The organism is Streptomyces sp. NPDC043878 (assembly GCF_056435735.1).
The window spans coordinates 52,359-74,038 of record NZ_JBWKDW010000008.1; the positions used below are offsets into that span (position 1 = coordinate 52,359).

Below are 21,680 nucleotides of genomic sequence, written 5' to 3' on the forward strand. Positions count from 1 at the left end.
CCGTGTTGTCGCCGTACCGGACGTGCCCGCGTCAACGTGGATCTGTCCGGGCGAGGAACGGTCCATGAGCGTTGCGCTGCGCACCCGGGCAGGTCGGGCCGCGTCCATGCCCGCCCGCCCTGCGGGTCATCCCCCGTTCACACGGCGGGCGCGTCGGGGCCGATCCGGCTGCGTACGGCCGTCTGGACCTCGGCCTCCTCGGCGGGGTCGGCGGCGAGCCTGCGCAGGCGCTCCACGACCCGGGCGTCGCCGGTCTCGGCGTGCCGGGCGGCGATCTCGCGGGTCGTCTCCTCGCAGTCCCAGAGGCACTCGACGGCGAATCCGGTGGCGTAGGACGGGTCGGTGGCGGCGAGCGCGCGGGCGGCGCGGCCGCGCAGATGGGAGGACGCGGTCTCCCGGTAGACGTGCCGCAGGACGGGGGCGGCGCAGGCGATGCCGAGCCGTCCGGCGCCGTCGACGAGGGTCCACAGCGTCGGCGCGTCGGGTCCCTCGCCCCGTACGGCCTCCCGGAGTGCGGCGAGGACCAGGTCGCTGTCCTGCGCCCCGCCCCGGCAGGCGAGCATCCGGCCGGCGGCGGCGCCGAGCGGATCGGGCCGTCGGGCCCAGCCTCGCGCGCGGTCGACGGCGGCGACGCTGCGCATCCGTTCGAAGGCGTCGACGGCGGCCTCCACGACGAGGGCGGAGCCGGTGGCCGTGGCGCGCTCGATCAGGCGGAGGGCGTCGGGGTCGTTGCTGTCGGCGAGGTAGCGCAGGGCGGTGCAGCGGGCGCCGTCGGTACCGTCCTCGGCGGCTCCGACGATCGCGGGGCGGTCCTCGGGGCCGGCGACGGCCGAGAGGCAGCGGGCGGCCGGGACGTGGAGCGCGGCGCCGCGTTCGATGCCCTGCTGGGCCCACTCGAAGACGGCCTGCACGCTCCATCCGGGGCGTGGGCCGGTGGGGCGCATCTGGCGTTGCCAGCGGTCGAAGCAGCCGGACTCGTGGGCGGCTCGCACCCGGCCGGCGACGGATTCGCGCGGATCCTCGGCCCACAGCCGCCAGGGCCGGGGTTCGAAGGCGTCGCGTACGGCGGCGGCGAGTTCCGCCTCGCCCTCGGCGTCGGTCGCGAAGCGCGCCAGGACGGGGGCCGCCAGGGCGCGCAGGCCGGCGTCGTCGTCGCGCAGCGCGAGCTCGTCCAGGGCCCAGGCCCAGTTGGAGCCGGAGGCTGCGTACCTGCGCAGCAGGGCGAGGGCGTCGAGCCTGCCGTAGGAGGCGAGGTGGCCCAGGACCGCGAGGGCGAGCCCGGTGCGTGACTCCTCGGTGTCGAAGGCGTCCTCGACGTCGAAGAGGTGCGCCTCGATCTCGTCCAGCTCGCCGTTCAGGTCGAGGTAGAGACGGGCGTAGTACAGGGAGCGGTTCTCCACCTGCCAGTCGTGGCGCGGGTCGAGCAGCACGCAGTGGTTCAGAGCCGCGAGCGCCTCGGCTCGCGGTGCGGTGAGCGCGTGCAGGGTGCCGTCGCCGCGGCCCCGCTGAAGCAGGCCGAGCAGCGTTCCGCTGGGCGCTATGACCGGATCGAACATGGGAGACAGCCTCACATCAAGCGTCGACGCAACCGGGGACGTGCATTACCTGGCCGCGTGACAACACGTCGGGGCGCCCGCCGCTTCCTGCTTGCTGTAGACCATTTTCCTCTGCCTCTCGTCGGTGGCCCATGCGGGCCGCGTCACGGTCCACGCGGTGCGGCGTCACCTGCCCGGCCATCGCGTCCGTGAATCACGAGGTCATGATGACTCGGCAGTTCGTCCCGCCGCGACCGATATTTCGACGGCTGGTCACCGCCTCCCCCGTTTCTTGAGTTTTCCCTGGTCAGGACGGCCGGGTCAGCTCACGCCGAACAGTTCGAGCAGGTCCGCCTTCGCGAACATGCGGGCCGTGTCGACGGCCGACGGGGTGCCCGCGGCCGGGTCGGCACCGGCCTCGATCAGGGCCTTGACGACCTCGGCCTCGCCCTTGAAGACGGCCCCCGCGAGCGGGGTCTGGCCGCGGTCGTTGATCCGGTCGGCGTCGGCACCCCGGGCGAGCAGGGCACGCACCGCGTCGGCGTGGCCGTGGTAGGCGGCGAGCATCACCAGGCTGTCGCCGCGGTCGTTGGTGAGGTCGGCCGGCACGCCCGCGTCGACGTACGCCACGAGTGCCTCCGCCCGTCCCTGGCGGGCCAGGTCGAAGATCTTGGTCGCGAGCTCCACGACCTCGGGGTCGGGGGCTTCGGTCATCAGCCGGACCGCCTCTCGTTACAACCGTTCAGGTGAATCGCCAGCGTACTGGCTTCCGGCGCACATGGCCGGACATGTCCCCGGCAGGGAGCACGGGGCCCCGTGAGCCGTAACGGCCCTGGTCACCGGGGTGCCGGGGCTCTGCCACCCGAGTGAAATCAGCCGTAATTCACCCACTTGCACCTTTTATCGTATGGATACATCCTGTGATCCTGGAAGTACTCATGGTGACTGTCCCCGCGAACCAGGAGAACGCAAATGATCCTGTCCATCTCAGGTGTCGTCCTGCTCGGCATCGTCGTCTTCCTCTTCTTCCGCAAGGACGGCCTGAAGGCCTCGCACGCCATGGTCTCGGCCCTGTTCGGGTTCTACCTGGCGAGCACCGCCATCGCGCCGAGCATCAAGGCCGGCGGCGAGAGCCTGGCGAGCCTCCTCGGCGGAATCAGGTTCTGACGCCCCCACCGTCCGCACGCACCGTCAGGAGACAGCTGTGGCCCGGCGCCCCCTTCCCCGCATCCTGAGCACAGGCAGCGCGCAGATCGCCCGGAGCCGGGAGCTGGCCCGGACGGCGGCGGACAGCGCCACCGACGTCCTGCACCCGCTGATCACGGTCACCCGGGGTCTGCGCCGACTGGCATCCGCCGGGGGGCGCAGATGGGCCGACACCCCCAAGGACAGAAGGGGGCCGCTGCTTTTCCTGGTGGCCTCCGTGGTCCTGGTCGTGGCCCTCGCGCCGTACGGTCCGCTGCTCGCCGTCATCACCCTGATGGCGGCGGCAGCCTGGCACGGCCGCGACCGCAGGCCGTCGAAGCCCGAGGGGCCGGACGAGACGCAGAGCCAGCGCCTCCAGTCGCTGTACGACGCCCTCGTCCCCTACTTCTCGGCCGCCGAGGACCCGGCCCCCCTGTACGCCCACGGCGGCGGCTGGGAGGACGCCTTCCCCGTCCACGAGTTCGACGACTCGGGGCGCGTCACCCACCTGGAGATCCGCTACCCGGCGTACTTCACCGACGGCGAGGCGGAGTCCCGCGCCCGGATCGAGCAGGTGCTGCACGCCAAGTCGGGCCGCGGCCGCGAATACCACTTCACGTGGGACGAGGAGGGCAACCGGCTCACCGTCACCGTCCTGCCCCCGCTGCCCACCGACATCGCCGCCCAGCGCTTCGTCACGGCGCCCGGCGAGACGGTCCTCGGCTTCACGGACCCCACCGAGGTCCGGCGCACGCTCCCGCTCACCCACGGCGAGGAGCAGCGCGACGTCCCGCCCGTCGTGTGGCGCACGGGCATCCGCTCCACCGAACCCCACCTGCTGGTCATGGGCCAGCCCGGCAGCGGCACCTCGACCCTGCTGCGCTCCGTCGCCCTGCAGGTTCTGCAGTACGGCGACGTGGTCATCGTCGAGGGCGGCGGCAGCGGCGAGTACGCCTGCCTGACCGGCCGGGACGCCGTGCTGGCCGTCGAGTGCGGGCTGTCCGGGGCGCTGGCGAGCCTGGAGTGGGCCGCCCACGAGACGGAGCGCCGGCTCATCGCCACCAACCGTGCCCGGCAGGCGGGCCACCCGCCGCCGGAGGACACCAAGCGGCCCCTGTGGATCCTCCTCGACCGGCCGAGCGCCTTCACCCACCTGGCCGCGACCGACGGCCGCGCGGACCCGCAGTCCCTGCTCCAGATCCCCCTGCGGCACGGTCGCGCCACGAACGTGACCGTGGTCGTGGCCGAACAGTTCGACAGCGCCGACGTCCTGAGCGACGCCGTGCGGCAGCACACGCGCGCGCGTGTGGTCCTCGGCCCCGCCTCGGCCGAGCAGCTGGAGGCGGTCCTGGGCGTGTCCCCGCCCACGACTCCGGTCCCGCACGTCCCGCCGGGCCGCGGCTACGCCCGCCTGGGCACCGGCCCGGTCCACCGTCTCCAGGTGCCGGCGACCCCCGACCCGTACGACGAGGCGACGAGCGACACCGACCGGCAGGCGGTCCTCGCGCTCCTGCCGCCCCGCACGACCCCGGCGGACGGGGAACAGCTGGTCGAGCAGGTGCCACAGCCCGAGCCCCGGCCGGAACCGGTCCCGGCGGAGGCCGTGGCGACGGACGCGGCGGTCACGGAACCCGCGTAGAGCCCTGCGGGCCGCCCCGCCCCCGCGCGCCCGCGGCGGCCCACCCCGCGCACACGACAACCGCGGGCCGCCGCCACCGCCCAGCGCTCACCCCCGGGCCGCCCTGCCCGTCCAGCGCTCGCACCCCGCCCCCCGCACAACCAGCGCGGCCGACCACCGCGCCACACCCGAATCGCGCCCGCCCCCACGGGCAGCCAGGAACGCCCCGCCGACCCCTGCCGGCGGGGCGTTTCGCTGCGCGGCGCGCGATCCCCGCGGCCGGCCCTCCCGCCGGGTCAGGCCACGAACGTCCTGGGTGCCTCGCCACCGCCGGCGCTTCCGCTCTCCACCAGGCGGGCCGCGGCCGCCAGTCGTACCGCCGCCTCCTCAGCGACCGCGCCGCCGACGGTGAACGGCAGCCGCACGTACCCCTCGAACGCCCCGTCGACCCCGAACCGGGGCCCGGACGGCACCCGCACCCCCACCCGCTCCCCCACCGCGGCGAGCCGGGACCCGGACAGGCCCCCGGTCCGCACCCACAGCGTGAGGCCGCCCCGGGGGACCTCGAACTCCCACTCGGGCAGCTCCCGCCGCACCGCGGTCACGAGGGCCTCCCGGTTCTCCCGCGCCTGGGACCGCCGTACGTCCACGGCGCGCTCCCATCCTCCGGTGCTGAAGAGCCAGTTCACCGCGAGCTGCTCCACCACCGGCGTGCCCAGGTCGGCGTACGCGCGCGCGGCGACCAGGCTGCGGATCACGTCCGGCGCGGCGCGCACCCATCCGATGCGCATACCCGCCCAGAACGCCTTGCTGGCCGACCCGACGGTGACGACCGTGGACCCGGCCGCGTCGTAGGCGCAGACGGGCCGCGGCATCTCGACGCCGGCGTCCAGCCACAGCTCGCTCATCGTCTCGTCGGCGACCAGCACGGTCCCGGCCGACCGGGCCGCCTCCACCAGCCCGCGCCGCTGGTCGTCGCCGGCGAGCGCGCCGGTGGGGTTGTGGAAGTCGGCGACGACGTACGCGAGGCGCGGCGCGGAGTCGCGGAGCACCTGCCGCCAGCGGTCCAGGTCCCAGCCGGTCAGCCCCTCGGCCATCGCGACGGGCACCAGGCGGGCGCCGGCCTCCCGCATCAGCTGGAGGATGTTGGCGTACGAGGGCGACTCGACGGCGATGCGCTCGCCCCGGCCCGCGAACAGATGACAGATCGCGTCGATCGCGCCCATCGCCCCGGTCGTCACCATGATCTGCTCGGGCATGGTGGGGATCCCGCGCGCGGTGTAGCGCTCGGCGATCATCGAGCGCAGGGCCGGCAGCCCGGCCGGGTAGTCGCCGTGGGTGTGGGCGTACGGCGGCAGTTCCTCCAGCGCGCCCTGGACGGCGCGGGTCAGCCACGGTTCGGGCGCGGGGAGCGCCGCGCAGCCGAGGTCGATCATCGAGCCGAGCGCCTCGGGGGGCAGCGGTTCGAGACCGCGGGCGGGCAGCGGATTGCCGGCCGGTACGGCGGTCCAGCTGCCCGCGCCCCGCCGGGACTCCAGGAAGCCCTCGGTGCGCAGCGCCTCGTAGGCGGCGGCGACCGTGGTGCGGCTGACGGACAGCGCGAGCGCCAGTTCACGTTCGGCGGGCAGCCGGGCACCCACCGGGACGCGCCCTTCGAGCACCAGCAGTCGGATGCCGTCGGCCAGCGCGCGATAGGCGGGCGGACGGCGCGTGCCGGGGCCGGCCGGCCGGTCCTGCTGGGAGTTGAGGAGCCGGGCCAGCTGGGCCGCCCCCACCGCCGAGGTCCACTGCGCCATGGAAATCAGTCCACCTTCCCCGAATTGGCCATGGATACCGTCTACTGCCAAGCCACAGGGTGTCATGCACCAGGCCACTGCCACCACAGGGGGACGACGTGTCCGCACAGAGCCGCACCGGACGGCGACTCATCCAGCTCTATCTGGGGCTCGCCCTCTACGGAGCCAGCTCCGCGCTGCTGGTGGAGGCGGGCCTGGGACTGGAGCCCTGGAACGTGCTGCACCAGGGGCTGGCCGAACTCACCGGCCTGACGATCGGCATCGTGTCGATCATCGTGGGCGCGGCCGTGCTGCTGCTGTGGATTCCGCTGCGCCAGCGTCCGGGCCTCGGCACGCTCTCCAACGTGTTCGTGGTCGGCATCGCCATGGACGGCACGCTCGCCGCACTTCCCGACGCGCACGCCCTGGCCGTACGCGTGCCCCTGATGCTCGCCGGCATCGTGCTCAACGGCGCGGCCACCGGCCTCTACATCGCCGCCCGCTTCGGACCGGGGCCCAGGGACGGCCTGATGACGGGGCTGCACCGGCGCACCGGACGTTCGATCCGGCTGATGCGCACAGCCGTCGAGGTGGCGGTCGTGGCGACCGGCTTCGCCCTGGGCGGCACCATCGGAGTCGGCACCGTCCTGTACGCGGTGTCCATCGGCCCGCTCGCCCAGCAGTTCCTGCGCTTGTTCGCCGTGCCCACGGCATCCGACAGCAGCACGGTGGTTGCCGCCGGGCCATCGCGGCGAGCCATACTGCGACCGTGACCACGCGGATACGCCACCCCTACCTCGACCATCCCGGCCCCATCCCCTTCGCCCACCGGGGTGGGGCGGCCGACGGCCTGGAGAACACCGTGCTGCAGTTCCGGCGCGCGGTCGAGGCGGGCTACCGCTATCTCGAAACCGACGTGCACGCGACGGCGGACGGCAGGCTCGTCGCCTTCCACGACGAGACGCTGGACCGGATGACGGACGGCGCGGGCCTGATCGCGGACCTGCCCTGGAAGGACGTCCGGGACGCGCGCGTGGCCGGCCGGGAGCCGGTGCCCCTCTTCGAGGAACTCCTGGAGACCTTCCCCACGGCGCGCTGGAACATCGACATCAAGGCGGAGCGGGCGCTGCGCCCCTTCCTCGACCTCGTGGAGCGGGCCGGCGCCTGGGACCGGATCTGTGTCGGCTCCTTCGCTGAGGCACGCGTGGCCCGCGCGCAGCGGCTGGCCGGGCCGCGCCTGGCGACCTCGTACGGCACCCGGGGGGTGCTGAACCTGCGGCTGCGCTCCTGGGGCGTGCCGGCCATGTTGCGCCGCTCGGCGGTCGCGGCCCAGGTGCCCGAGTCCCAGTCGGGCATCCCGGTGGTCGACCACCGCTTCGTCCGGGCCGCGCACGCGCGCGGGCTGCAGGTCCACGTCTGGACCGTCAACGAACCCGAGCGCATGCACCGTCTGCTGGACCTGGGGGTCGACGGCATCATGACCGATCACATCGACACGTTGCGCAAGGTCATGGAGGACCGCGGCGTCTGGGTCCGACACTCCTGACCTAGCCCGACGGCCCCTGAACCGTGCGCGGCGACTCACGGGGAAGCGAGGGCACGGGTGGGCACCGACACGGCGGCTGCGCGACCGCCGCGCGCCGGCCGTCCGCGCCCGGCTTCCGGCAGCTCGCCGCGACCGTACGCGACATGCGCCGGCACCCGCTGACCCTCGGCTTCCTGCCGGCCCACCTGGTCTACGACGACGGCGTCCAGACGGTGACCTCCCAGGCGTCGGTGTACGGCTCCGAGGAACTCGCGCTGGGGCAGTCGACGCTGATCGGAGCCGTGCTGCTGGTGCTGGCGGTGGCGGGGGCGCTCGGCATGGGCCGGCCGGCCCGGGTGCACGGCGCGAAGCGCACCATCCTGGGCTCACTGGTCGCCTGGACGGTGACGCCGGCGGCCGGGTACTTCCTGCCCGCGGCGCGCCGGTCTGGTTCTTCGTCCTGGCCTCGGGCATCGGGCTGGTGCTCGGCGGCAGCCAGACCTGTCCCGTTCCCTGTTCTCGGCGGGCGATCGGCGACGCGGGCAACCCGGTGCCCGAAAGGATTTAGCGTTCAACACGAAAGCGATGTAGTGTACGCGTTTGGCCTGCCAGGCGTACCGTTACTGCGCGTCAAAGATGCCGAAACGCTGTGTTACATGTGTGGGTAGATGTGACAAACCGGGCGCTGGTGGGTACAACAAGGGCGGCTACGACGGGCGACGCTTGACCCGGAACGGAACCCGGAACGGGAATCTTTACCGCCGACCGGACGTTGACCGGATGACGACGACAGCGACACCTGTCCTGTGGGCGACAAGCCCGGGAGGCACGATTCATGAGTGAGCGAGCTCTTCGCGGCACGCGCCTCGTGGTGACCAGCTACGAGACGGACCGCGGCATCGACCTGGCCCCGCGCCAGGCCGTGGAGTACGCATGCGAGAAGGGGCACCGCTTCGAGATGCCCTTCTCGGTCGAGGCGGAGATTCCGCCGGAGTGGGAGTGCAAGGTCTGCGGGGCCACAGCACTCCTCGTGGACGGCGACGGCCCTGAAGAGAAGAAGGCCAAGCCCGCGCGTACGCATTGGGACATGCTGATGGAACGGCGCACCCGCGAGGAACTCGAAGAGGTCCTCGCGGAGCGCCTGGCCGTACTCCGATCCGGAGCGATGAACATCGCGGTACATCCGCGGGACAGCCGTAAGTCGGCGTAGTCCCCGCGCGGGTCGGGCGGAACACGACACACAAGACCGCGGGCGCCGTACGTCACGTACGGCGCCCGCGGTGTCATGCCCACTCACGGCCGGCCCGGCGCACACCGGGCCGGCCGGACGTGTGCCCGACCCCGGCCGGGCCGGGCGCGATCTCAGGGCGTCAGCGGCGGCCTGGGGTCCCGCGGGGTCCCACCGGGTTCGTCCCTGACGACCTCGCCCTGCACGACCCTGCCGTCGGGACGGCGGAAGCGAGCCTGCTGGAAGGCGTCACCCAGGGTCCCCGGGACGGCCGCGCGAAGCTTGCGGTCGAAGGTGCGCTCGGCGTAGCGGCTGACCGCCTTCTGCACCGGCGGAAGCAGCAGGAGCAGGCCCAGGGCGTCCGAGAGCAGACCCGGGATCATCAGGAGCAGGCCGCCGAGCATCATCAGGCCGTTGCCGCCACCGCGTGAGCCGGAGGGCGCCTCGCCGCGCTGGAGCGCCTCGTTGAGGTTCTGGAAAGCGCGCCGGCCCGCCCGCTTGATCACCACCGCGCCGAGGACGAAGCCGGCGAGCAGGAGCAGGAGCACCACGAACCCGCTCGTCGCGCCCGCGACCACGGTCAGCAGCCAGATCTCCAGCACCAGCCAGGCGACGAGGCCCAGCGGCAGGAACGTCCGCAGCCGGGAGCGCCGGGGCCGGGCCGGATAGGTGGGGGTCGAAGCGCCTGTCGTCATGCGTCCAGTGTGCCTGGCCCGGGCTCAGCACCGCGTAAGCGGACGATCAGCTCCGGCTGTGCGGCCGTACGCCCTCGGTCGTCGGGGTCGGATACCCGCGGCCGTCACCACCGGGCCGGAGCAACCCCGCCCGCCACCACCACCGGGGGCCGCCCCCCGGGCAGGTCAGGGCCGGGAAGGCTTGCCGCGGCCGATGATCTTGCCGACCCGCTCCTCCACGCCCCACGTGGTGACCCGCCACAGCGCCTCCACGAGGATGTCGCGGCTCATCTTGGAGTCGCCGAGTTCGCGCTCGACGAAGGTGATGGGCACCTCGACCACGTGGTACCCGGCCTTGACCGCGCGGCGGGCCAGGTCGACCTGGAAGCAGTAGCCCTGGGAGGCGACCTCGTCGAGGCCGAGCCCTTCGAGGGTCTCGCGGCGGAAGGCGCGGTAGCCGCCCGTGATGTCGCGCAGCGGCAGGTCGAGGGCGATCCGGGAGTAGAGGCTGCCGCCGCGGGAGATGGCCTCCCGGGACTTCGGCCAGTTCACCACGCGGCCGCCGGGCACCCAGCGGGAGCCGAGCACGAGGTCGGCGCCCTTGAGGGCGGTCAGCAGGCGGGGCAGTTCCTCGGGCTGGTGGGAGCCGTCGGCGTCCATCTCCACCAGGACGCCGTAGCCGTTGTCCATGCCCCACTGGAAGCCCGCGAGGTAGGCGGCGCCGAGGCCCTCCTTGCCCTTGCGGTGCAGGACGTGCACGTGGTCGTCGCCGACGGACAGTTCGTCGGCGAGCTTGCCCGTGCCGTCGGGGCTGTTGTCGTCGGCCACCAGCACGTGTGCCTCGGGGACCGCCTCGCGCACCCGGCCGACGATCGCCTTGATGTTCTCCGCCTCGTTGTAGGTCGGAATGATCACCAACGTCGTGCCGAGCGGGCCGAACCGCCGCTCCCCGGCCTGTGCCGCCAGGGTCCCGTCGCCGTCGTTCACCGCTGCCCCTCCGTGTCCGTACGCAGAGGTCCACCATAGTGGTCACAGCCTGCGCCGACGTGACAGGACGATCGTGGGGTGGTGTCGATTCCCCAAAGGCGGGGTAAGAATCCGGTTTTTGGCCGATTGCGTTCTGCGGATGGGGGCCCGGCGCCCTTCGGGCCGACCTGGGGCCCGCTGGCTGCGGGTCGACCGAAAGCCGTTGTCTACTGGACGCCCGGGCCCCACCCGGGTCACACCTCCCCGGCCGGAACGCTCTCCCGCTGTGGCGCGGGCGCTGAGCCTGGCTCAGTGGCGGTGCGCCGGTGCGGCACACCGTCCCTGACCCAGCGGCGCCGCGGCGAGTGGCGAACGTTCCCCGGTCGGGCGTCCGGTGGTGGACTCCGTTGAACCTACCGGCCCCCTGCCGTCGCCTGTCAACAGCGGTTCGACCTGCGGGTTCTTCGTGAAAGCCCTGGTCAGCGGGGAGGCGTCACAGCTCGGGCGACGGCGTGTCGGAGGTGGATCTTCACCGCGCGGCACCGGGAGATCACTCGCCCGGCCGTACGAAAACCGTCCGTCCTCCCACCGCGGTGCGCAGGCAGACCGGCAGGTCACGACCGGGGGTGAGGTCGGGCAGGCCGGGGGTGCCGGAGCGGGGGTCGGTGGACCAGCGGGCGACCCGGTCGTCGGGGGCCTGGACGACGAGTTCGCCGGTGCGCCACACCGCGTAGTCGGCGGGGGCCCCCGGTACGAGGACGCCCGCGTCGTCCCGGCCGACCGCCCGCCAGCCGCCGCGCGTGTGGGCGGTGAACGCGGCGCGCACGGAGACGCGGTGCTCGGGGGTGCGGTGGAAGGCGGCCGCCCGGACCGTGCCCCAGGGGTCCAGGGGCGTGACCGGGCTGTCCGAGCCGAAGGCGAGGGGCACGCCGGCCCGCAGGAGGGCCGCGAAGGGGTTCAGGGCACGCGCCCGTCCGGCGCCGAGGCGCTGGGCGTACATGCCGTCCTCGCCGCCCCACAGCGCGTCGAAGGCGGGCTGGACGGAGGCGGTCAGGCCGAGTTCGGCGAAGCCCGCGACGGTCTCGGGGGTGAGCATCTCGGCGTGCTCGACGCGATGCCGGGCGGCCCGGACCCGCGGCAGGCCGATCTTCTCGGCGGCGGCGCGCACGCCCTCGACGACGGTGGCCACGGCCGCGTCGCCGATCGCGTGGAAGCCGGCCTGGAGGCCCGCGTCGGTGCAGGCGAGGACGTGGGCGGCGACGGCGTCGGCGTCCAGGTAGGCGGTGCCGGTGTGGTCGGCGTCGGCGTACGGCTCGTGCAGACAGGCGGTGTGCGAGCCCAGCGCGCCGTCGGCGAACAGGTCGCCCGCCGCGCCCGCCGCGCCCAGTTCCCGCGCCCGGGCGACGCCCTCCGGGCCGGCCTCGGCCCAGTAGCCGACGACGCGCGGCCCCTGCTCCTCGGCCGCGAGCCGGAACAGACCGGTGAAGTCGTCCTCGGAGGAGATCTCCGGGCCGCCGCACTCGTGGACGGTGCCGATGCCGAGGGAGGCGGCGCGGGCCAGCGCGACGCGCTGTGCCTCGGCGCGCTGTCGCGGCGTCACAGCGGCAAAGGCGGCGGCCCGTACGGCGTGGTGGGCGTCGCGGACGAGGGGCGCGTCCTCGCGGCCGAGGCCGGCGGGAACCAGGTCGAGCAGGGCGGTGGAGACAACGGCCGAGTGGACGTCGATCCGGCTCAGGTACAGCGGACGGCCGCCCGTCGCGCGGTCGAGTTCGGCCCGTGTCGGCGGGCGGCCGCCGGGCCAGCGGGAGGCGTCCCAGCCGTGGCCGAGCAGGACGCGGTCGGCGGGGCGGGCGGCGGCGAAGTCCCGCACGAGGGCGAGGGCGGCCTCCAGGGACGGGACGCCGGACAGGTCGAGGCCGGTCAGGGCGAGCCCGGTGGCGGTGGTGTGCACATGTGCGTCGGTGAACGCCGGGGTGACGAGGGCGCCGTCGAGGTCGACCACCTCGTCGACGCCGTCCGCGAAGGCGTCCGCGGCGCCCTCCGAGCCGACCCAGGCGATGTGTCCGCGCTCCACGACCATCGCCGTGGCGAAGGGGTCGGCGGGGCTGTGGACCTCGCCGCGGCGCAGGAGGACGGTCTTGGTCTGGGCGGTGCGTTCACTCATGGGGACAGTTTCGCGCCTCGAACGCACCGCCCGGCACACCGGCCCCGGCTCGGCCCGGGCGCTCTCAGACCCGGGGCGGCCTGGCCTCGTACGGCGTGGACAGCACCACCGTCGTCCGGGTCGACACCCCCGCCAGCGAGCGCAGCCGCGCCAGCAGCTCCTCCAGCTCGTGCGGGGTCGCCACGCGGACCTTGAGGATGTAGTTCTCGTCGCCGGCGACGCTGTGGCAGGCCTCGATCTCGGGGACGCCGGCGAGCCGGTCCGCGATGTCGTCGGGGGCGCTGGGATCGAACGGCTTCACCGAGATGAAGGCGGTCATGGGCAGTCCCACGGCCTCCGGGTCGACGACCGCGGCGTACCCGCGGATGACGCCCCGCTGTTCCAGCCGGCGCACCCGCTGGTGCACCGCGGACGTGGACAGTCCCGTGGCCTTGCCCAGGTCGGTGTAGCTCATCCGCCCGTCCTTGACGAGCAGCTGCACGATCTGTCGGTCGAGCTCCTCCATGGCGCAAGAACCTACAGGGCGGTTGATCTCCTCCGATACCTGAGCAGCCCAGGTCATGCCCGGTTCGTGATGTGCGCGGGAGGGGTCCGTGAGCCGCCGGGGAGACAGAACGGCCGTGCCGGGCACCTGCGGGAGGCATGTGACGAAGGCCACACCGCCTGGGGCGTCTGCGAGATGTTCTCGTGATTACCGCCGAGAGCGGACGGGAAGTGCTTGCTGTGGTCGAGGCCGCAGCGCCGATACGGCCCAGCCTTAGGGGGAGTACCCATGCAGAGTCTCAAGCGTCCTGGTCGTACCGCGCCCAAGCGGCTTCAGGCGGTCGCCGAACCCGAGCCGGAGGGCGTCGAACCCGACGGCTTCGAGGACGAGTTCGACGCGTACGACACCTTCGAGATGGTCCGGGTGATCTGCCCGGACTGCTCCCAGCCGATCGCCCTGCTGGCGGACGAGGACGTGCTCCCGGAGCACGCCCTGTGCGCCTCCCCGTGGAACCCGTTCGGGCTCACGGTCTGTGCCGGCACCGGCCGGGGCGCGGCGGAGGCACGGCCCGCGGACGAGTCGGCGGAACTCCAGGAGCAGGACACCGCCCTGCTGTTGACGCTCCCCCAGGGGCTCGACTGGCGGATGCAGCCCTTCTCGCACGTCGGCGGCCCCGGCTCGCGCCCCATCAGGGTCTCCGTCCTGCGGCGCCAGGCCGCCTGAGCGACACCGCTCGGCTCCGAGCCGCCCGCTGTCCCCTCACCGCTCCGCGCCCCGGCCGGGCAACCCGCCGTGGCGCGGGACCGGTGCACCCCGGTTCCGCCGGGTGCGCGGGGTGCCCGTCGCGCGGCACGGGGACGACCGGCTCGCGGCATGTACGGCAGCGCTCTTGACGGCGTATCAGCGTCTCCTGGCAGGGTGTCAGGCGGTTGCAGCGACCCGGCGGCAGGACCGTACGACGTCCGTGAACTCACGGTCGATTCCGCGGACCGGTGACCTGCCGGCCCGCTCCCGCGTTGCCCAGGCCATGACCCCCACATCTTCCGCCACCGGGCGACAGCGCCGGCTGTTCGTGCCGGCGCCCGGAGGTCCGGTTCCGCCCGCGCCGCAGCAGCCGGACCCGCCCATCTACCGGGAGCTCATGCGCACCTGGGCCGACCGGGGGCGCACCCTGCCGGGGCGCCACGACCCGGAGTGGGTCCGGCTGGCGGCACCCCAGGTCACCCGCGGCCAGTTCAGCGGCTTTCGGGACCCGCTAGGTGACGGGCGATGACCATCCGCTGGATCTGGTTGGTGCCCTCGACGATCTGCAGGACCTTGGCCTCGCGCATATAGCGCTCGGCGGGGAAGTCCGCGGTGTAGCCGTACCCGCCGAGGATCTGCACGGCGTCGACGGCCACCTTCATCGCCGTGTCGGTGCAGTGCAGCTTGGCCATGGCCGCCTGCTTGGCGAACGGCCGGCCCGCGTCCCGCAGCCGCGCCGCCGCCAGGTACAGCGCCCGGCCGGCCTCGACCTGTGTCGCCATGTCGGCGAGCATGAAGCGCAGCCCCTGGAAGTCGGCGATGGGGCGCCCGAACTGCCGCCGTCCGGTGGCGTAGGCGACGGCCTCGTCGAGCGCGGCCTGGGCCAGGCCGATCGCGCAGGCCGCGATGCCGAGGCGGCCCGAGTCGAGGGCGGCCAGGGCGATCGCGAAGCCCTGTCCCTCCTCGCCGATCCGCCGCTCGTCGGCGACGCGGACCCCGTCGAGGTGGACCTGTGCCGTCGGGGACCCCTTCATCCCCATCTTCCGCTCCGGCGCCGCGGCGCTCAGGCCCTCGGCGTCGCCGGGGACCAGGAAGGCGGTGATACCGCGCGGGCCCTCCTCGCCGGTGCGCGCCATGACCGTGTAGAAGTCGGCGATCCCGCCGTGGGTGATCCACGCCTTGGTGCCGGTGATCACCCAGCCGTCGCCGTCCCGGACGGCCTTGGTCCGCAGCGAGGCGGCGTCCGAGCCGGAGGACGGTTCGGAGAGGCAGTAGGCACCGAGCAGGCCGCCGCCGAGCATCGCCGGCAGGTGCTCGACCTGCTGCTGCTTGGTGCCGCGGGCGGCGAGCGCGTACGAGGCGAGGGTGTGCACGCTGACGCCGAGGCCGACGGTGAGCCGGGCAGCGGCGAGTTCCTCCAGGACCTGGAGGTAGACCTCGTACGGCTGGTCGCCGCCGCCGTACTCCGCGTCGTACGGCAGGCCGAGCAGTCCGGACTCGGAGAGCAGGGTGAAGACCTCGCGCGGGAAGCGCCCGGCGTCCTCCTCCTCGGCCGCCTTCGGCGCGATCTCGCGCTGCGCGATGTCACGGACCAGCGAGATCAGATCCCGGGCCTCGTCCGTGTGCAGTTGCCGGTCCACCGGCTGCGGGGCGTGGTCGGGCATGGCGACGCTCTCCTCCCTGTCGGGCACGGGCGGACGGGCCCTTCGGGTGGGGGCGGCGCCGCTGGGTCTCCTGTGCCGGCCGATGCTCGCACTCCCGGGTCTCGGAAGCTGCTGACCAGCGGCTGTGCGCTGTGAGTATGCCCGATCGGACGCATCCCGTCACCAGTTAACGACCGCTTACTTCGGGTAAGGGGCACGACCCCTGTATTGGTCCGAACCATTGACGTACTGGTCTAGTCCTCTTAGAGTTCGAGCCAACCGCGTGACCGCGTTCATGCCGGTCAAGGCCGTCAACCAGTGCCTGTCGCGGCACCAGTCGGGCCGACGGGGGACTCGGGGCGGGGGACCACGAGCCTCCGCCCCCTGCCGTCGGCGCGCCCGGCGTCAGCCGTCGCGGCGGGCCGGCGCGGGCGCGGGGAAGGCGGGGTCCATCTCCTCGATCGCCCGCATCGCGCCGCCGAGCATCTTGACCAGCAGGTCGCCCAGCGTCTCGCGGGGCAGGTCGGCGCGGTCGATCCAGTCGAGGGTCGCGCCCTCCACGCTGCACACCCAGGCGAGCAGGCCCACCCGGGCCGTCGTACTGATGTCGCTGCGGCCGTACGCCCCTTCGGCGATGGTGGTGACGATCGCCTCGCGCACGCCGTCCCGGATGGCGTGCACCTCGGTGTCGAAGCCGACTCCCCCGCTGACGATCGTGCGGTACGCGGCATGGTTGTGCTCGGCGTAGCGCAGATAGCTGTCGATGGTGCGGTGGACCCGGTCCACCTGCTCCAGTTCGACGCCGCTCGCCGCGTAGGTGACCAGGTCGGCGACGGAGTCCTGGATGATCGCCAGGTAGTAGCCGCGCTTGGACTGGAAGTAGTAGTAGATCAGGCCCTTGGCGACCCGGGCCTGCCGCGCGATGTCGTCCATCGACAGGGCGTCGTAGGAGATGTCGGCGAACAACTTCCGCCCGATGGAGATGAGTTCGGCGCGTCGCGCGACCGAACGCTCGGTACCGCGGGCCCGCGGGCGGACGGCGTCGCGCTCTTGGCTGATCTTCAATTCAGACCCTGGTCTCCAACGGGCGGCGGGACATCCGCAGTATGGCAGGTCGGGTTCTGGTCAGGTCACAGCAGGCCGAGCTGGGCCACGAGCATCGCGATCACCACGACGAGGGTCCAACCCAGGACGTGTTCGAGGGTCCTGGGACCGTCGTCCCGGGGGCCTCCGGTGCGGGCGCGGGCGGCGGTGGCTGCGTGTGCGGTCATGGCGTCTCACTGGTCTCGGCGGTACTGGCGGACTCCCCCCGCGATGTCCACCTTGCCACCGGTGGCGGCTTTTGCGGCGGAGAGCTTGGTCACACGAAAACGGCCCCCGGCTGGGCCGGGGGCCGTGTTCCGTCACGCGCGTCGGCTCAGCGGACGCCGACCGCCGCGAGCGCCCTGCGCTGGCGGGGGGTCGGACGCGCCGGGAAGTAGAGGTAGCAGACACCGCCGGTGCCGGAGACCACCTTCCCCGAGGCGTTGTACCGCTTGGTCCTGAGCCAGATGTTCTCCCACTCCGAGCGCTTGTAGACCCGGCGGACCGCCGCGTCGCTCTCCGAGGCCGGGTCGTTGGCGATGACGTCGCCGTCCGCGGTGAAGCCGATCACCGTCATCAGGTGCCCGGAGGTGCCGTAACCCGCGCCCGTGAGCTCCTCCTTGAGGAACGACTGGGACGTTATGGCCGGGATGCCGGCCGCGATCAGCGTCTCCAGGTCGGTGAGCGAGCCGAGCCGCGTGACCACGCCCTGCAGACCCTCGAAGGTGGCCGCGTAGGCGGCGTTGAACGGCCAGTTGCCGCAGCCCTCGTACTGGAAGTCGTAGGTGTACCGGGCGGCGTGGCACACCTGCGGATCGGCGTACGAGGGGTCGACCCAGGACAGTTGTTCCGGGGTGAGCCGTCCGCCCCAGTACTCGATGATCATCTGCGAGGAGGTCGGGCTGCACCACGCCTCGCCGCCGTTGTCGTACTCGGGGTACTGGCCCTTGTGGATCTCCTGCGAGTAGCGCGGCACGGCCAGTTCCCGGGCGAGCCCGGGGGTGGAGGCCGGCACGGTGAAGCGGTCGGGGACGTCGGAGCCCATCGCGCCGAGCCGCCAGACGGTGGGCGTGAGCTTCGTGTCGGGCCTGCGGTACAGGGTGAGCCGCAGCCGGTACGAGGCCAGGCGCAGGCCGGTGCCGGCGTCGTCGATGGCGAAGGTGTCCGTCCAGACGGTGCTCCTGCCGTCCGTCTGGTCGTCCACGGAGGTGCGCCTGATGTCCTGGTCACCGGATGCCCAGCGGCCCATCACGTACCACGGCGTGTCCGTGCCGTCGGAGTACGTGCCCCGCAGCTCGACCATGATCCAGGTGCCGGCGGGGGTGTGGGCGTTCCAGGAAGCGACGACCTCGGTGGCGGGGACGGCGAGCCGGTGGACGGGGGACGTCCAGGTGCCGTACGCCCAGGTGGCGGTCGTGCCGGTGTGCGGGTCGGTGTAGTCGGCGGTGCCGGCGGGCTTGCCGAGCTCCAGGCCCGGGCGGGCGCCCGCGACGGCCCGGGTGCCCTGGGCGGCGCCGCGGCGCCAGTCGGCGTGCGTGACCCAGGCGCGGTTGTCGACGGGGCGGGCCGGCACGGGGTCCGGCGCGCCGGTGGCGTCACCGGTCCGGCCGGCGGCGATCGCCGGGGCGGTGCCGCCGGCCACCGCGGCGGCGACCGCGACGGCCAGAACGGTTCTGCGGGACGGCTGTTCGGCTCTGCTCATGGGCGGAATGACTCCCAGGTGTCCGAGTCGGGGCAGGTCCAACGGGTGGTGCCGCACCGGCGGATGCGCGGTGGTGGGCCAACTATGGCCGCAGCGGCATGCTCCTGCCAGCACTTCGACCCATGCCACGCCAAGCAATATTGGTCTCGACCACTGGCATGACCTGCTGCGGGACCTCCGTCACGGCGGCCTCCCCCGGGACCGGCCACCGCCGGGCGGGGCACCCGGCGGCCGGATCGCCACCCATGGCCTCACCCCTCACCCCTCACCCCTCACCCCTCACCCCTCACCCCTCACCCCTCACCCCTCACCCCTCACCCCTCACCCCTCACCCCTCACCCCTCACTAGAATGTTCCAGCGACCCGCGCCACCCCTCCTCACCCCTCCTCACCCCTCCGGGACCAGTGATCCACGATCTCGCCGCACGGCTGCGCCGGCTGCCCCCGTCCTGCGGCCCCGTCCGTCTGATCGGGATCGACGGACACGCGGGCTCCGGAAAGTCCACGTTCGCCGGGCGGCTGGCCGAGGCGCTGGACGGTGCCCCGGTGCTGCACCTCGACGACATCGCCTGCCACGACGAGCTGTTCGACTGGACCGGACGGCTGTCGGCCCAGGTGCTCGAACCCCTGGGCCGCGGCGAGACCGCTCGCTACTCCCCCTACGACTGGCACGGCCGGCGCTTCGGGCCGCCCCGCGCCCTGCCGCCCGCGCCGGTGGTCCTCGTGGAGGGGGTCGGCGCGGGCCGCCGGGCCCTGCGCCCGCACCTGGCCCACCTCCTGTGGCTGGAGCTGCCGGCCGAGGAGGCGTGGGCGCGGGGACGGCTGCGGGACGGGGAGGACCAGCGGGACTTCTGGGACGGCTGGGTCCGGGCGGAACGCGAACACTTCGCCGCCGACCCCTCCCGGCCCTTCGCCGACCTTCTGGTACGGCGGTTCGGCGAGGGACACGAGGTGCTCGAAGGACCGGCCGGGAGCGCTGGACCGAACGAGCCGATCACCCACGGTGACGGGCCATCGGCAATGTGCTGAACCTGTGAAGGGCCTTGCGGAACAACTTCCCGGAGTGCTTCAACTCCGCTTGACCGTGGGGCCGTACAGGTCTTACGTTCTGAATGTGCGGCCGCTCGGCGCCGCCCCCAGACGCGAAGCCCCCGGTTGTTCCCCCGTGATCGGGGGCTTCGTTCTGCCTCCGGTCCCCTTTTCGGGCGCCCTGCGGCGCGATCCGCTCACCCTCGGTCACCACGCCTTGTGCGCCCCATGTGCTCCCACCTCGTCAAACGGCCTGTGCGGCACCCTTCGGCGGGCGACACCACCGCAGGTACGATGCCCTCGGTGCGACCTACGGACGACTGCTCTGCGCACCGTTGCAACTCCGGTCCGCGGCACAGTCGTTGGACCAGGCCGGCCGCCGGACGACAGTCGGGTGGTGAACCACGGGGGCACGGTTTGTGGGGGACGTGATGGACTTCGGCACGCAGGGCTCCGAGGCCCCGGCCGACCTCGCCTGGCTGCGGGGTGTGGACGCCTACACGATGGGCGCCTATCCGCAGGCGGAGGAGGAGTTCCGGGCCGCGGTCCGGATCGATCCAGGGATGGCCGACGGCTGGCTCGGCCTGCACGCGCTGCGGGTGGACACGACGACCGCGCTGCTGCGGATGTTCCGCCACCGGGAACGCTTCGGAGAACAGCGCGCCCGGCACCGGCGCTCCCTCAACTCCTGGTACTGGCTGGGCTGGTGGGTGCAGCCGGTGCTCGAGACCCCCCGCGATCTGCTGCTCGCGCACGCCTCGCACTGGCTGGACGGCCGGCACGTCCCCGAGCTGGACCGGGCGCTGGCCGGCCTGCCCCCGGTGGACGCCGACCACCAGGTCCGCTTCCTGCACGCCTGTCGCGCCTACCTGGTCAAGGACTGGGATCAGCTCGTCCGGCACACCGACCCGCTGCTCGGCGACCCCATGCTCGGGATCGAGGCGGGCCTGTTCGGCGGCATGGCCCGGGTCCGCCTGGAGACCTACGGGCAGGCCGAACCCCTCCTGTCGGCCGCCCTGATGCGCTGCCGCAGCGAGCAGCCGCAGCGCAAGGAACTGCGCTACTGGCTGGCACGGGCGCACGAGGGCACGGGCCGCAGCGCGGCCGCCCTCCCCCTGTACCGGGCGGTGCACCGCGTCGACCCCGCCTTCATGGACACCTCGGCCCGGCTCGCCGCCATCTCCGAGGGCGACGGCTACGAGGACGCCACCGACCTCGCGGCGATCACCCTCTCCGGTGTCGGACAGGACGCGCTGGAGTCGCCGGACGGACTCGACCCGCTCTTCGGCACCGAGGGACGGGACCTGCGGCTGACCGAGCCCGACCTGCCGCCGGCCGCGCCCCTGCCCTCGGTCACCGACCCCACGGTCCGCGAGAAGAACGCCGTCCCCGTGCAACAGCTGCCCGCCGGGCCCACCGACCCCGCCCTGCTGGAGGAGGCCCTCGCCGAGCTGGAGCGGATGGTGGGCCTGGAGCCGGTGAAGCGGCAGGTGAAAGCGCTGTCCGCGCAGCTGAACATGGCCCGGCTGCGCGCCGGGCAGGGACTGCCGGTCCAGCCGCCCAAACGGCACTTCGTCTTCTCCGGCCCCTCCGGCACGGGCAAGACCACGGTCGCCCGCATCCTGGGCCGCGTCTTCTACGCGCTCGGCCTGCTCGGCGGCGACCATCTGGTGGAGGCGCAGCGCGCCGACCTGGTCGGCGAGTACCTGGGGCAGACCGCGGTGAAGGCCAACGAGCTGATCGACTCCGCGCTCGGCGGCGTCCTGTTCGTGGACGAGGCCTACTCCCTCTCCAACTCCGGCTACGGCAAGGGCGACGCGTACGGCGACGAGGCCCTCCAGGTGCTGCTGAAGCGTGCGGAGGACAACCGCGACCACCTGGTGGTGATCCTGGCCGGCTACCCGGAGGGCATGGACCGCCTGCTGGCCGCCAACCCGGGCCTCTCCTCCCGTTTCACCACCCGGGTCGACTTCCCGTCGTACCGGCCCCTCGAACTCACCTCCATCGGCGAGGTGCTGGCCGCGGACAACGGCGACGTGTGGGACGAGGAGGCTCTCGACGAGCTGCGCTCGATCGCCGGGCACGTGGTCGACCAGGGGTGGATCGACGAACTGGGCAACGGGCGATTCCTGCGCACGCTGTACGAGAAGAGCTGCGCCTACCGGGACCTGCGGCTGTCGATGTACCCGGGCATGCTGTCCCGCGACGACCTCTCCACGCTGCGGCTGCCCGACCTGATGCAGGCCTACGGCGAGGTGCTGTCGGGGCGGGGACCGCAGGACCCGTCGACCGCCTGACGCGCCCCGCCGCTCCCGCCCCGGTCCC

General features: G+C 73.2%; 20 protein-coding genes and 1 pseudogene. 10 read left to right on the forward strand and 11 right to left on the reverse strand.

Annotated features, from left to right (window positions below):
* Positions 1 to 137: 137 nt before the first annotated feature.
* Together AC07AZ_RS13320 and AC07AZ_RS13325 are read right to left on the reverse strand one after the other, a co-directional pair.
* On the reverse strand, positions 138 to 1,556 hold the full coding sequence (locus AC07AZ_RS13320) for a HEAT repeat domain-containing protein (RefSeq protein ID WP_478846991.1): 1,419 nt from the start codon (positions 1,554 to 1,556) through the stop codon (positions 138 to 140).
* 300 nt (positions 1,557 to 1,856) lie between these two features.
* Entirely contained in the window at positions 1,857 to 2,249 is a 393-nt protein-coding gene (locus AC07AZ_RS13325; protein ID WP_478846993.1) for an ankyrin repeat domain-containing protein, read from the reverse strand.
* A gap of 258 nt (positions 2,250 to 2,507) precedes the next feature.
* On the opposite strand from AC07AZ_RS13325, the gene AC07AZ_RS13330 reads away from it, so the two are divergent.
* On the forward strand, positions 2,508 to 2,702 hold the full coding sequence (locus AC07AZ_RS13330) for a hypothetical protein (protein ID WP_478846995.1): 195 nt from the start codon (positions 2,508 to 2,510) through the stop codon (positions 2,700 to 2,702).
* Positions 2,703 to 2,739: 37 nt separating this feature from the next.
* Entirely contained in the window at positions 2,740 to 4,359 is a 1,620-nt protein-coding gene (locus tag AC07AZ_RS13335; RefSeq protein WP_478846997.1) for an ATP-binding cassette domain-containing protein, read from the forward strand.
* Between the two features lie 275 nt (positions 4,360 to 4,634).
* Here the strand turns inward: AC07AZ_RS13335 and AC07AZ_RS13340 are convergent, their stop codons facing one another.
* Positions 4,635 to 6,134, reverse strand: a complete 1,500-nt coding sequence (locus tag AC07AZ_RS13340; protein ID WP_478846999.1) for an SCO1417 family PLP biosynthesis transcription factor — start codon at positions 6,132 to 6,134, stop codon at positions 4,635 to 4,637.
* Between the two features lie 98 nt (positions 6,135 to 6,232).
* Between AC07AZ_RS13340 and yczE the strand changes: the two genes are divergently transcribed.
* From yczE to AC07AZ_RS13360, 4 genes and pseudogenes are all read left to right on the forward strand, one after another.
* On the forward strand, positions 6,233 to 6,886 hold the full coding sequence (gene yczE / locus AC07AZ_RS13345) for a membrane protein YczE (RefSeq protein WP_478847001.1): 654 nt from the start codon (positions 6,233 to 6,235) through the stop codon (positions 6,884 to 6,886).
* Positions 6,883 to 7,659, forward strand: a complete 777-nt coding sequence (locus AC07AZ_RS13350; protein ID WP_478847003.1) for a glycerophosphodiester phosphodiesterase family protein — start codon at positions 6,883 to 6,885, stop codon at positions 7,657 to 7,659. The genes yczE and AC07AZ_RS13350 overlap by 4 nt, the downstream gene beginning before the upstream one ends.
* A 64-nt stretch (positions 7,660 to 7,723) precedes the next feature.
* Positions 7,724 to 8,160: pseudogene (locus AC07AZ_RS13355) on the forward strand (MFS transporter); the annotation flags it as partial.
* Positions 8,161 to 8,473: 313 nt separating this feature from the next.
* Complete coding sequence (locus AC07AZ_RS13360; protein ID WP_371672818.1) at positions 8,474 to 8,848, forward strand: RNA polymerase-binding protein RbpA; 375 nt, start codon at positions 8,474 to 8,476, stop codon at positions 8,846 to 8,848.
* A 152-nt stretch (positions 8,849 to 9,000) separates the two neighbouring features.
* Here AC07AZ_RS13360 and fxsA read toward each other — a convergent pair whose 3' ends face one another.
* The 4 genes from fxsA to AC07AZ_RS13380 form a co-directional block, all read right to left on the reverse strand.
* Positions 9,001 to 9,561: an FxsA family membrane protein gene (gene fxsA, locus AC07AZ_RS13365; protein WP_478847005.1), complete on the reverse strand. Its 561-nt coding sequence runs from the start codon at positions 9,559 to 9,561 to the stop codon at positions 9,001 to 9,003.
* A gap of 165 nt (positions 9,562 to 9,726) precedes the next feature.
* Positions 9,727 to 10,527: a polyprenol monophosphomannose synthase gene (locus AC07AZ_RS13370; protein WP_478847007.1), complete on the reverse strand. Its 801-nt coding sequence runs from the start codon at positions 10,525 to 10,527 to the stop codon at positions 9,727 to 9,729.
* Positions 10,528 to 11,056: 529 nt separating this feature from the next.
* Positions 11,057 to 12,670 (reverse strand): amidohydrolase, encoded by a 1,614-nt coding sequence (locus tag AC07AZ_RS13375; RefSeq protein ID WP_478847009.1) that lies wholly within the window; start codon positions 12,668 to 12,670, stop codon positions 11,057 to 11,059.
* 64 nt (positions 12,671 to 12,734) lie between these two features.
* Positions 12,735 to 13,175, reverse strand: coding sequence for an Lrp/AsnC family transcriptional regulator (locus AC07AZ_RS13380; protein ID WP_016434164.1), 441 nt, complete (start codon positions 13,173 to 13,175; stop codon positions 12,735 to 12,737).
* A 267-nt stretch (positions 13,176 to 13,442) separates the two neighbouring features.
* Here AC07AZ_RS13380 and AC07AZ_RS13385 point away from each other — a divergent pair, with 267 nt between their 5' ends.
* A complete protein-coding gene (locus AC07AZ_RS13385) occupies positions 13,443 to 13,877 on the forward strand; it encodes a hypothetical protein (protein ID WP_478847011.1) in 435 nt (144 codons plus the stop codon).
* A 304-nt stretch (positions 13,878 to 14,181) separates the two neighbouring features.
* Complete coding sequence (locus tag AC07AZ_RS13390; RefSeq protein ID WP_478847013.1) at positions 14,182 to 14,427, forward strand: hypothetical protein; 246 nt, start codon at positions 14,182 to 14,184, stop codon at positions 14,425 to 14,427.
* Here the strand turns inward: AC07AZ_RS13390 and AC07AZ_RS13395 are convergent.
* The 4 genes from AC07AZ_RS13395 to AC07AZ_RS13410 all read right to left on the reverse strand — a co-directional run bounded on the left by AC07AZ_RS13395 (position 14,390) and on the right by AC07AZ_RS13410 (position 18,326).
* Positions 14,390 to 15,562, reverse strand: a complete 1,173-nt coding sequence (locus AC07AZ_RS13395) for an acyl-CoA dehydrogenase family protein (protein ID WP_478847015.1) — start codon at positions 15,560 to 15,562, stop codon at positions 14,390 to 14,392. The genes AC07AZ_RS13390 and AC07AZ_RS13395 overlap by 38 nt on opposite strands.
* 384 nt (positions 15,563 to 15,946) lie before the next feature.
* Positions 15,947 to 16,606: a TetR/AcrR family transcriptional regulator gene (locus AC07AZ_RS13400; protein ID WP_478847017.1), complete on the reverse strand. Its 660-nt coding sequence runs from the start codon at positions 16,604 to 16,606 to the stop codon at positions 15,947 to 15,949.
* Positions 16,607 to 16,671: 65 nt separating this feature from the next.
* The gene (locus tag AC07AZ_RS13405) at positions 16,672 to 16,812 is read right to left on the reverse strand and encodes an SCO1431 family membrane protein (RefSeq protein WP_478847019.1); all 141 of its coding nucleotides are present in this window, start codon (positions 16,810 to 16,812) and stop codon (positions 16,672 to 16,674) included.
* Positions 16,813 to 16,958: 146 nt separating this feature from the next.
* Positions 16,959 to 18,326, reverse strand: a complete 1,368-nt coding sequence (locus tag AC07AZ_RS13410) for a peptidase C39 family protein (RefSeq protein WP_478847021.1) — start codon at positions 18,324 to 18,326, stop codon at positions 16,959 to 16,961.
* 408 nt (positions 18,327 to 18,734) lie between these two features.
* On the opposite strand from AC07AZ_RS13410, the gene AC07AZ_RS13415 reads away from it, so the two are divergent.
* Together AC07AZ_RS13415 and AC07AZ_RS13420 are read left to right on the forward strand one after the other, a co-directional pair.
* The gene (locus tag AC07AZ_RS13415) at positions 18,735 to 19,355 is read left to right on the forward strand and encodes a uridine kinase family protein (RefSeq protein ID WP_478847373.1); all 621 of its coding nucleotides are present in this window, start codon (positions 18,735 to 18,737) and stop codon (positions 19,353 to 19,355) included.
* 431 nt (positions 19,356 to 19,786) lie between these two features.
* Entirely contained in the window at positions 19,787 to 21,652 is a 1,866-nt protein-coding gene (locus AC07AZ_RS13420) for an AAA family ATPase (RefSeq protein WP_478847023.1), read from the forward strand.
* Positions 21,653 to 21,680 lie beyond the last annotated feature (28 nt).

Bases quoted from the DNA above. Each gene is read 5' to 3' on its own strand.
- AC07AZ_RS13320 (WP_478846991.1), bottom strand. From the start codon at position 1,556: ATGTTCGATCCGGTCATAGCGCCCAGCGGAACGCTGCTCGGCCTGCTT.
- AC07AZ_RS13325 (WP_478846993.1), bottom strand. From the start codon at position 2,249: ATGACCGAAGCCCCCGACCCCGAGGTCGTGGAGCTCGCGACCAAGATC.
- AC07AZ_RS13330 (WP_478846995.1), top strand. From the start codon at position 2,508: ATGATCCTGTCCATCTCAGGTGTCGTCCTGCTCGGCATCGTCGTCTTC.
- AC07AZ_RS13340 (WP_478846999.1), bottom strand. From the start codon at position 6,134: ATGGCGCAGTGGACCTCGGCGGTGGGGGCGGCCCAGCTGGCCCGGCTC.
- AC07AZ_RS13360 (WP_371672818.1), top strand. From the start codon at position 8,474: ATGAGTGAGCGAGCTCTTCGCGGCACGCGCCTCGTGGTGACCAGCTAC.
- fxsA (WP_478847005.1), bottom strand. From the start codon at position 9,561: ATGACGACAGGCGCTTCGACCCCCACCTATCCGGCCCGGCCCCGGCGC.
- AC07AZ_RS13375 (WP_478847009.1), bottom strand. From the start codon at position 12,670: ATGAGTGAACGCACCGCCCAGACCAAGACCGTCCTCCTGCGCCGCGGC.
- AC07AZ_RS13380 (WP_016434164.1), bottom strand. From the start codon at position 13,175: ATGGAGGAGCTCGACCGACAGATCGTGCAGCTGCTCGTCAAGGACGGG.
- AC07AZ_RS13385 (WP_478847011.1), top strand. From the start codon at position 13,443: ATGCAGAGTCTCAAGCGTCCTGGTCGTACCGCGCCCAAGCGGCTTCAG.
- AC07AZ_RS13390 (WP_478847013.1), top strand. From the start codon at position 14,182: ATGACCCCCACATCTTCCGCCACCGGGCGACAGCGCCGGCTGTTCGTG.
- AC07AZ_RS13395 (WP_478847015.1), bottom strand. From the start codon at position 15,562: ATGCCCGACCACGCCCCGCAGCCGGTGGACCGGCAACTGCACACGGAC.
- AC07AZ_RS13405 (WP_478847019.1), bottom strand. From the start codon at position 16,812: ATGACCGCACACGCAGCCACCGCCGCCCGCGCCCGCACCGGAGGCCCC.
- AC07AZ_RS13410 (WP_478847021.1), bottom strand. From the start codon at position 18,326: ATGAGCAGAGCCGAACAGCCGTCCCGCAGAACCGTTCTGGCCGTCGCG.
- AC07AZ_RS13420 (WP_478847023.1), top strand. From the start codon at position 19,787: ATGGACTTCGGCACGCAGGGCTCCGAGGCCCCGGCCGACCTCGCCTGG.